Annotated in this window: 8 protein-coding genes; all 8 read right to left on the minus strand. The window is 61.1% G+C overall.

The genetic code is table 11. The features are described from left to right. Window positions 1-7: 7 nt before the first annotated feature. Window positions 8-346: a type II toxin-antitoxin system HicB family antitoxin gene (locus G7K71_RS03230; RefSeq protein WP_166343466.1), complete on the minus strand. Its 339-nt coding sequence runs from the start codon at window positions 344-346 to the stop codon at window positions 8-10. 11 nt (window positions 347-357) lie between these two features. Then, a complete protein-coding gene (locus G7K71_RS19215; protein ID WP_072869253.1) occupies window positions 358-612 on the minus strand; it encodes a type II toxin-antitoxin system HicA family toxin in 255 nt (84 codons plus the stop codon). A gap of 946 nt (window positions 613-1,558) precedes the next feature. Then, complete coding sequence (cbiQ, locus tag G7K71_RS03240; protein ID WP_166343468.1) at window positions 1,559-2,374, minus strand: cobalt ECF transporter T component CbiQ; 816 nt, start codon at window positions 2,372-2,374, stop codon at window positions 1,559-1,561. Between the two features lie 266 nt (window positions 2,375-2,640). After that, a complete protein-coding gene (locus G7K71_RS03245) occupies window positions 2,641-2,952 on the minus strand; it encodes a PDGLE domain-containing protein (RefSeq protein WP_013821816.1) in 312 nt (103 codons plus the stop codon). Further along, window positions 2,949-3,605, minus strand: a complete 657-nt coding sequence (locus G7K71_RS03250; RefSeq protein ID WP_166345043.1) for an energy-coupling factor ABC transporter permease — start codon at window positions 3,603-3,605, stop codon at window positions 2,949-2,951. The genes G7K71_RS03245 and G7K71_RS03250 overlap by 4 nt, the downstream gene beginning before the upstream one ends. Before the next feature lie 271 nt (window positions 3,606-3,876). Continuing rightward, on the minus strand, window positions 3,877-5,262 hold the full coding sequence (locus G7K71_RS03255; RefSeq protein ID WP_166343470.1) for a uracil-xanthine permease family protein: 1,386 nt from the start codon (window positions 5,260-5,262) through the stop codon (window positions 3,877-3,879). A 106-nt stretch (window positions 5,263-5,368) separates the two neighbouring features. Further along, window positions 5,369-8,989 carry an SbcC/MukB-like Walker B domain-containing protein gene (locus G7K71_RS19750; protein ID WP_166343472.1) on the minus strand — a complete coding sequence of 1,207 codons (3,621 nt, stop codon included), beginning with the start codon at window positions 8,987-8,989 and terminating at the stop codon, window positions 5,369-5,371. Continuing rightward, entirely contained in the window at window positions 8,976-10,220 is a 1,245-nt protein-coding gene (locus tag G7K71_RS03265; protein ID WP_013821812.1) for an exonuclease SbcCD subunit D, read from the minus strand. The genes G7K71_RS19750 and G7K71_RS03265 overlap by 14 nt, the downstream gene beginning before the upstream one ends. Between the last annotated feature and the right edge of the window lie 11 nt (window positions 10,221-10,231).

The raw sequence follows: 10,231 nt of genomic DNA on the forward strand, positions 1-10,231 counted from the left end.
AACTTCATTAACTTGTTATTGCAACCCGCATATTTTGACCTGGTTCGGGAATTCTGTAACCCTCGGCCAGAGCTGCGTAAATCCAGGATAGCTTGATTTCCTCCAGTTTTGCGGCCGCCTCTTCAGGCGTCCTTCCGTGTGCCTTGCAACCGGGGAGGTCGGGATGTTCGGCCACCCAGTCACCGTCCGGAAGGGGGGTGAAGGTTACCGGATACTTGACGTGCCGGTAGGAGTCACTTTTTCTGACCAGCTCTTCGTGGTTGTCCGGAATGTCCAGGAAACGGTCAAGCTCCCCCTCAAAGGCTTCCTTGTTGAATTTAAAAGATTTGTTAATGATAACTGTCAACTTCATCACCCCTAACTCGGCCTGGTCAGACCGATGTGCTCAAGCAGCTTTCTTATGTCCAAGACCTGGTATTGTTTGAGATTTTCACTCTCCATCAAAACAATAACGTAGGGGTAACCCGGGTAAGTGAATACCCTGTGGCTGCCGCCTCTTTTCCGCATGGTGCAACCAACGCTGATGAGCAGTCGAGCTGCTTCCTGGTATGTAATGTCAACCGGTACGGGCCGCGAGTAGATCTTTTTGATTAACTTCTCAAACTTGCCCACGACTTAAACCTTCTTTACTTGGTTATATTATATCACACGTTGCTTGAGGGTAAATATTTCGATAAAAATAAAATCACATATGATCCCGGGGGGGGCCATCCCGCCGGCAGTTTGCGACAAATATTGCTACTTTTTCGACGTACCCGCGCCCCCATGGCCCGGGGCACGGGCATACGATGGCCGATCCGCTCTCTCAAGCGGGGAGCTGCTTTGCGCTCACTATTGCGCATGGCCTCCGCCAGGGGCGCTGTTCCCCCTGTCGTCACTTCTTCCAGCACCTGCCCAACCGGGGCCTCGGCTCACCCCGCGGCAACTGGACCCTTTGAGCATGGCCGTCAGAATCTTGTTCATCCAGCCGGAGGCCACCGGCCCGTATACCAGGATTCCCGTTTTCCCGAGAAGGTAGCTCCCCCGTTCCCTCTAGGCCTTGTTGCTCCTAATTACAGGATATGGTATACTGGACAACGATGACCTGACCATTTTTTACCGGTTGTAAATCTGGAAAGCAACGGTGATCTATGTGGACATATCGCAAGGCACAATGTCACCCCCCGAAGGAACGCCTGCACTCTGTATAATCTATCCAGTTGTGATATGTGGCATTAGGCTTACCGATGCTCAGGCAGGCTCTGCAGGTTATTTTATCGTCCTTACCCCTGCCTTTTAGTTCCCGTCCTGTCCCTGCTGTCGCACGGAAAAAAGAACCCCCTTGCCTACCTCCCTTTTTTTGGGATTTGAGGCAGGGGTTTCCGTCCCTCCATCCCCGCGATAATTGCTAACGAGTTGCAAACCTGTTGCAAACCGTTTGCAAACAGATTGTCCAGAAACCCAGTAAAATCAAGGGTTCTATTTTGGACTGTTCTGGATTGCCAGTTTATGTCAAGCACACGAAAGCCTTGAAAATCAAGGGTCTTACAGGTCCGATGGTTCCTTTAATTAATTTCCTCTACTTCAATGACATCAGCCAAATCTGTCCCCCCAGTTCAAAAAGGCGCAACCCCACGGCCACGGACAGGATGAAAGCCCCCCAGGCCAGATCCCATCCTCCCGGAGGAGGAAGGGCCCTTTTGCGGTTCTCCCCGGAATATCCCCGGGCCAGCATAGCGTGGTATATACGCTCCCCCCGCTCCCAGGAGCGCACAAACAGGACGGCTACCGTCTGCCCCAGGGTGCGAAAGGTATGCAGGTGGAAAAGATGCCTGCCCGGCACAAACCCCCGGGCCGCGCGGGCCGTATTCATCCGCCGCAGCTCATCACCCACCACGTAGATATAGCGGATGGTAAACTCTATCAACTGGATAAACACAGCCGGTACTCGAAAGAAGGACAGCGCTTCCAGCACACGGCGCAGGCCGGTTGTGGCCATCAGGAAATTTACGGCCAAAACCGCAGCAAAAACCCGCAGGAAAAGCATAAGGGCGTGCTGCCACCCTTCCCGGGTAGCGGTTAAGGTTAGTATTCCCCACTCCCAGCGCCAGAAAGGCTCACCCGGGATGATGAAGGGGAACAGGAGAATCATTACGCCGGCAAAGGGTAGCAACCACAACAGGCGACTGACCAGTTGACGCAGGTGCAGACGGGCCGCTGCCGTAAGCACCAGCAGAAAGCCCACCGCCAGAACCAGACCTGTCCGGGAGGTAAGCATGGTCGACAGGGCAACAAAGCCTGCCACCGCCACCACCTTGACCCGGGGATCCAGCCTGTGCATAAACGACCCGGAGTGCCCGCCGGGTTGAAGAAAATGATCCATCACCTGTGACACGCCAACACTTCCCTTCCAGCCCTTATGCTATTTCCGTACCGGACGCAGAAACTCACAGAAAAAGACCATGTGGTAACACGCCTGTCTTTACGGGCAGGCTGTTGCCTCCATGGCCTTTCTTATCTTATGTGATTTTAAAAAAGTTCATGATTTGAAAACCATGGGATCTCCTTGACCCCGTTTAGCTAATTATACCGTCAACAACCCCTTCTGTTCAAGTATTTTTATTCCAGCCAGCGGCGGTGAAGGTAAGGTCCTGCGGGCGTCTAGGAATGCCCTTTCCCGGCATTTCCCTTTGGCCGGACAAAAACCCGGCTCAGAAGATACATGGCCGCAAATACCAGGAGTGTGCCCACCAGGCCGGCCAGGGAAGTGGCCAGGCCCTCGCTGGCAATGCCGGGAAAAACGTAGTCGGGCATTAGGGCGTGGATCAGTTCTTTCCCCTCGGCCAGGTGCAGGAATCCTTTGTCCTCGGCCACCCGCTCCAACCCGTCCGGGCTGGGAGAGGCAAAGGGAGAAAGAAAGGCGGCAATGGCCAGGGCAACCAGAAGACCCCAGATTAAATTCTTCCTGTTCATAACTGCTCACCTCCCGCATAACTCTTCTGCCCGGGCTGCTCCAGCCCCCACAACCGGGAAACAAAGGAAACCACCACCACGGTAATCAGACCCTCGCCGATACCGATCAGGGCGTGCCACCCCAGCATGGCCGGCAGGACCACTGCCAGGGGTACAGTACCGGAGAAGGCAATTTCCAGGCTGCATGCCAGTGCCGCAGCCATTACCGACAGCCAGGCCGCCAGGAAGGTAGCTGTAGTGCGGCCGGCATTACCCTTGAACAGGCCGCCCAGTAGCCGGTAAGTACCATAAGCCACCCACGGGGCGATTACCGCCATATTCAATACGTTCGCCCCCAGGGCGGTCAGGCCGCCGTCATAAAAGAAAAGCATTTGAATAACCAGTACCGTGGTCAAAATCAAGCCGGCACTCCAGGGGCCCAGCAGAACTGCCGCCAGGGCTCCTCCCAAAAGGTGGCCCGAGGTGCCGCCGGCCACCGGGAAATTAATCATCTGGGCGGCAAAGATAAAGGCCGCCATCACGCCCAGGGCCGGCACTTGCCGGTCCTCCAGCACTTTCCTGGTGTTCGAAACCGCCGCAGCCAAAGCACCGGCGCTAAGCGCACTGGCCCCCACCCAGATCTTGGGGTCCAAAAATCCGTCGGGAATATGCATTAGACCGCCTCCTCCTGTTTCGATAATTTCAACCTTTCGCAGCCTTATAATCACCAGGGGAACAAAAATGACCACGCTGGCCTTCCCCTGGAAGAGACCTCCGTGGTCACCATTGTACCGTAATGTCGTTGTCCTTTTGGGCTGGCTGTAACGGGCACCTCCTTGATGCCCATTTTTCAAAAAGCCGTTACTTTATGTAGTATTCTGCAGGCCGGGTTGAAATCCTGCCGGCCAATAAAAATTTTCCCCTCCATCTTCAAGCGGCGGCACTTCATCTGTCCATTCCAGAATCTTTTTTCCCGTTGGGGCCGGGTTCAGCGGCAAAAAACTTTGCCGGTAGAAAAACATGTTCCAACAAGATACAGAGCAACATGCCGGTTAAAAAACCGTTGCCCAGAAGGTACCGGGCCAGGGCCGGCATGCCGGCCAGCGCTTCGGGAGGCAACATCATGGCTCCCGTTCCAAAGAGCAAGGTGATGCCAATAATATAGAAATCGCGGTTATCCAATTGCAAACGGAGGTAATCCCGCAAACCAAACCCTATCATCCGGCAGAAAGAAACCAGCAAGACTGAATAACCCACGGGAATGGGAATGGAAGACAAAAAGGCTCCCACGGGGGGGATTAGACCCAAAATGGCCATAATGATGGCAAACAAAATAAAGGGCATCCGGGATGCCACCCGGGTCATGCCCACCAGGGCGGCCCCGGCCGAAAAGGGCACAAACCCCACGGTAGCCCCCATCCCGGCCATAATGTCGGCCACCCCGGTCAGGGCCACCCCCCGGTTATAGGCCTGCCGGGGCACCTTTTGCCCGATGGTTTTTTCCATGGCCAGGATGCTGGCCACCAGGTTGCTCAAAACCAGAAGGCCGGTCATGACCGAAGTGATTACAATGCCGGCATCAAAGGTAGGAGTACCCCAGGCAAAAAGCCGGGGTAGCTCAAAGACGCCGGAAACCGACCAGGGCACCCCGGGAGCCAGGCCCAGGGGGAAGGCTGCCAGCCAGCCCGCCCCGATACCGATGAGCACCGCCACGCTGCGGGTAAAGGGCCTCCCTTTCAGGCTGGCCCAAAGAACCACCGCCACCACCAGCACGGAAAGCAAGACCGCCCGGGGATTTGCCCCGCCCCCATCCATGCCCGCGCCCAGCATGCCCCGCACAAAGGTACCGCTGAGCTGCAGTCCCAGCAAAATCAGCACCGAACCGGTCACCGCCGGGGTGAACAAGCTCAATGCGCTGCCTACCAGGCGGCTGGAACCTACCAGCACCAGCACCACACCGGCCACCAGCACTCCCAATTCCAGGTCGCTGCGCAATACCGCCAGCGGCTTTTCGAGCCCCGGCGCCAGGGCGGCCAGGGTGATGAACACACCCCACCACATACCCGATGGTCCTTCCATAATCGGCAGCCGGTGGCCGAAGAGCACTTGCAAAAGGGAAGCCAGGCCGGAGAAAAACAGTGTACGCTGGGCCAGAGCCGCAATGCCCGGCTGGTCCAACCCCAGCGCCCGGCCTATCACCAGGGGCACTACCGCCATGTTGGCCAGGGTAAAGATCAACCACTGCAGGGCATATACCACGGCCCGTTTGGCCGGTGGATTTTCGTGCAGGTCGTATAACAGTTGTTGATCTGCATCTGCCGAGTTTGACATTGATTATCCGGGCGCCCCCAAAAAGACAGCTTTTTAAAATGATGCAAGCCGTCCTTATTTTACTTGCCGCCGCTTGACCAGCACGTAGCGGACAATCAGTCTGAACTTACGCCAGTTCCAGGCGGACCCGGCTGCCCGGGCCCCCGGGCCGGGCCGGTTCAACCACCAGGCGGCGGGGCAGGCGGCTTTTCAACTGGGGCAGGTGGCTGATCAATCCGATGGCCACCCGTTCCAGGGGCAGGCGCTCCAGGGTATCCATCACCGCCTCCAGGCACTGCTCGTCCAGCGAACCGAAGCCCTCATCCAGGAAAAAGAACTCCAGGGGAGCCCGGCCCCGCCGCTGAATCTGGTCCGACAGGGCCAGGGCCAGGGCCAGGGAAACCAGGAAGGTTTCCCCGCCTGAAAGGGTTGAAACAGGCCGTTTGAGGCCGCCGTTACCCTCGTCCCGGAGAATGAACCCTCCCTGCCCGTCCAGCTCCAGGGCGTAACGGTAGCCGGTGAGCCGGCCCAGCCGCTCCGTGGCCAGGGCAACCAGGTTCTCCAGCCGCCGGCGGGCCAGAAACTCCACCAGCGCCCTGCCCCGCAGCAATCCCTCCAGCTCCCGCAGGAGCTCGGAACGCCGGGCCAGCTGCCGCCGCTCCTCCTCCAGGACGGCCCACCGCTGCTGGTTTTCCTTTAGCCTTTGCAGCAGCACCCCCGCCGCCCCCTCCTGCTGCTGGGCCAGACCCAGGGCTTCTTCCGCGGCCTGTAACTCTTCCTGGAGCCGCAGCCAGTCTCCCTCGTCCAGGCGCATGCCTTTCAGGCGGGCCTCCACTTCCTGCAACGCTTTCAGCAGCACCTGTTCCTCCTGGCGGTGTTTCTTCACCTGATTGGTTAATTCCTCCCGCTCCTGCGGGTCCAGCAGGGCGTCTTTAGCCTCGGCGGGACCGGCGAAATGGTTCTCCCGGGCCGACCGCTCCAGACGCCGGCACAGGTCCTCCAGCCGCTCCTGCAGGGCGGCACAGGTCTGTTCTTCGCCCTTCAGTTCCAGCCGGACCCGCTGGAAGGCCTCAGCCGCCTTCTGGCTTTCTTCCTCCGCCCGGGCCACCGCCCCCTGCAGCAAGGACAGCTCTTCCTGCACCTGCTCCAGGGCCTCCTGCACCCGCAAACCGCCGGTAAGCTGGTGCAACTCCGCCTGGAGCCGCCGGATCTGTTCTGCCCTGCCCGCCAGGGTGGCTTTCAGGGCACCCTTTCGAACCACCAGGTCCCGCAGGTCATCTTTGAGCTGCTGAAGCCGCCCGGCCAGATCTTTCAACTCCGCCTCCAGCCCTGCTATCTCGTCCTGGCAGCGCCGGTGCTTTTGCTGCTTTTCCCTTAAAGCATCCCAGTACCCCGGGACCTGGTCCGGGTCCGCCAGGCCCAGCACCTCCAGAAGCTGCCGGAGTTTTTCCCTGACCGCCTGCTGCTCCGCCCCTTTTTCCCCCAGGTGCCGGCAGAGGACATCGATCTGCCGGGCCAGGCCTGCCCGGTCGGACTGCAGGCGGGCAAGGGCGGGCCTCTGTTCATCCAGCCGGCGGCGCAGTTCCTCTTTCTGGTCCAGGGCTTCTTTTAAGTGCTGCTGCCAGTCGCGCCAGGCCCGCTGCTGTTCCTGATATGCCTGCTCCGCCCTTTGCAGCCGGGCGGGGAGATCCTGTACCGGTACCCCCTGCCATTCCGCCGGCAGTTCGCCCCGCAAACGCTTGCCCTCCGCCCCAACCTGCTCCTGTTCTCCCGCCAGCTGCTCCTCCCGGAGCTTTAACGCCGCAATCTCCGTTTCCAGCTGGACGACTTTCTTTTCACACTCCTGCCACTCATCCTGCCGCCGCGCCTGCTCCTCTTCTGCAGCTTCCACCGCCTCCTCATAGGGGGTGAGTTCCGTCCCCGCAGGGGAGGCGGGCGAGGGGTGATGGGGCGAACCGCAGACCGGGCAGGCCCGCCCCACCTCCAGCGTCCGGGCCAGGGCGGCGGCCATATTCCGGCAGCGGGCTTCCTCCAGTTCCCGCCGGGCCCGTTCCAGGGCCTTACCTGCCTCATCCAGGGCCTGCTGCAGGATTGCCGCCTTCTGCCTCCAGGCTTCCCGCTGGCGCTCGAGCGATTGCCGCTGCTCCCCGGCCTGCCGGTGCTCCCCCTGGAGCCTGTTGTACCGGGCGGCCAGTTCCTGGAGCGCCTGGACCCGGTGCCTGAGGTCCTGTATTTCACCGGCCCGTCTTTCCAGGTATCCATCCGGTACGGGCGGGTTTCCCTGCAGGTGCTCCAAACCCTCTTCGTACCGCTTCAGCTCCCATTCCAGTTCCTGCACCTGCCGGGCCAGTTCCGTCTCCTGCTGCTGCAGCGCGGCAAGTTCACGGCCCGCCTCATCCCGCTCCCCTTCCATCTTTTTTATTTCCTGGCCCAGCCGGGACAGCTCGCGGTACAGATCCAGGGCGGACCGGGCCTGCTCCGCCTCCTCCGGCGCAACCTGAAGCTGCTCCCGCAGCCTGTAAAGCTCTGCCAGATGCCGCTCCCCTTCATCAAGCTGGGAAGAGAGTTCTGTCTGTTGTCTTTCCAGAACCTGAGCAGCCCGTTCCCATTCTTCCAGCTGTTCCCGTTCCCTACCCTGCTGGGCAAGCCAGGTGTCCAGCTCCTTTTCCTGCTCCCGGGCCTGTTCCAGCCACGCCTGCTGCTTTAAAAGAACCGGTCCCTTTTCATCCCACTGCTGCCGCACCCGGGCGGCCTCCTCCGCCGCCACCCGGGCAGCCTCCTCCCGCCGTACCAGTTCCTCCTGCAAAGAGCGCAGCCCCTTCCGGCGTCTTTCCAGATCTTCTTCCAGGCGCCCGTACTCTTCCAGCAACCCGCGCAGGGTTTCGGCCCGGGCCGCCCGTTCCAGGCGTTCCTCGGCCCAGCGCACCTGCGTTTCCGCCGCCTGGAGTTCCTGCAGCCGGCGCTGCAGGTTGACCCGCTGCTCCTGAGCCTGGCGGATCTCGCGGGCCTCCTCCAGGCGCCTGCGGATCACCTGCAGGTTTTGTTCCGCTTCCCGGCGGGCCGCCCGGTTCTTTTCCAGGGCCTGACGGGCCCTCTCCAAAGCCTGGGGTGAACAGTCGCCCAGACCCTTTTGCTCCGCCTCTATCCTGTCCAGGCCTGCCTGCACTTTAGCCCCGGCATCGCTAACCCGTTTCTTTAACTGCTCGCCGAACCGGTCGAGTTCAAAAATGCGCTCCAGCATTTGATTCCGGTCGGCCGGCCGCAGGGCCAGAAACTCAGCAAAGCGGCCCTGGGGCAGGACCACCGCCCGGGTGAAATCGTCCGCGGTGAGCCCCAGCAGCCTTTGAACCTCTGTTTTCACCTGGTCGGCTCCATCCGCCAGTACCCTTTCCCCATCCGGGTCAATACGCACCAGCCGGCACTCCCGGGTATGAGCGCCAAAATCGCCGCTTTTGCGCAGCACCCGCTCCACCCGGTAGCGGCACCGCTCCTCCCCCCGGCCCACTTCAAAGGTGAAGGCTACCCGGGCCTGCTCGCTCTGCTGGTTGATGATTCCCTCCCTGCCCCGGCTGGCCCGCTTCACCTCTCCAAACAGGGCCAGGGTAACCGCATCCAGGATGGAGGACTTGCCGCTGCCGGTGGGTCCGAAAATGCCAAAGATCCCCTGCTCGCACAGGGCCTCGAAATCCACCACCTCTTCCTGGCGGTAACTGTGCAACCCGGCCAGGCGTAGCTCAACCGGCCTCAACTTCGTCTCCCCTTTCCTCTGCCGCAGGTTCCAACAGTTCCAGGAAAATACGCACCAGATCGGTTGGCGGCTCGCCGCCCCCGGTCTGCTGGCGGTAAAAAAGTTTAAAAAGCTCATCCAGGGGCAGAGCACCCACATCCGGGGTTCCGGCAACCTCCCCTTCCTGCTCCGGCAGGACCGTCCTGATGTCGATGATCCCCGGCCGCATCTCCCGCAGCTGCTCCACCTGTTCCCGGGTAAGGGGAGCTGCCGCGTGGACTTCCAGGTCAATCCAGGCCCGCTCATCCCGCCCGGCCCGGCACCAGGCCAGTACTTCCTCGTACCCCCCGGTGGCCCGCCAGCGCACCAGGGGCCGGCCGGAGTTCAGGGTTATTTCCCGGAAATGCACCGGCCGGCCCGGGAAGGCCTCCACCAGGACGACGCCCTTGGCCTGGCCGGCCTCGGAAAAGCTGTAGGCCAGGGGCGAACCGCTGTACCGGCAGGGGACGGGTGCACCCACCACTTCCTGGGGCCGGTGCAGGTGCCCCAGGGCTACGTACTGTACCTCGCGCGGAAAGGCACCCGGGTCCACGCTGTAGGCCCCACCCAGGGACAGGGTGCGCTCGGAGTCACTGATCTGCCCGCCGTACATATAAAGGTGACTGACGGCCAGGTTTACCGCCCCCGGGCGGCAGGAACCGGCCAGTTGCTTTAAGAAGGCCGCTACCCGCCGGGAATAGGCCGCCTGGCGCTCCACCGCTTCCTCCAGGGAGGGGGTGAGCAACTCACCCAGCCGGGCCTCGGAAGGGTAGGGCAGGGCCAGAATCACCGCCGGGCAGGGCCAGCCGGGCCCCTCGAGCACCAGGTAGGAGGGACCTGACTCGAGCACCCCCGGCCCCGGCGGCAACACGTCCCCCGGGCGTCCCAGGATGTGCACCCCCTGGCGCACCGCCAGGGGAGCCGGAGCGGCCAGGCGCTCGGGCTGGTCGTGATTGCCCGCGATCACCACCACCTGTCGCCCGTCCACTGCCAGGCGGGAAAGGGCGTCAAAGTACAGTTCCTCGGCCCTGGCCGGGGGGTTTTCGGTGTCGAAGACGTCCCCGGCCAGCAAAACCAGGTGCACCCCCTCGTCCCTGGCCAGAAGGGCAATCTCCTCGATAAACTGCTCCTGCTCATCCCAGCGCCGGTGGCCGCCAATGGTTTTCCCCAGGTGCCAGTCCGAGGTATGTAATATGCGCAGGGCCTTGTCCAAGTTAAATCCCC

Origin of the sequence: Desulfofundulus sp. TPOSR, from assembly GCF_011393055.1 — a bacterium.
Taxonomy (GTDB): domain Bacteria; phylum Bacillota; class Desulfotomaculia; order Desulfotomaculales; family Desulfovirgulaceae; genus Desulfofundulus; species Desulfofundulus kuznetsovii.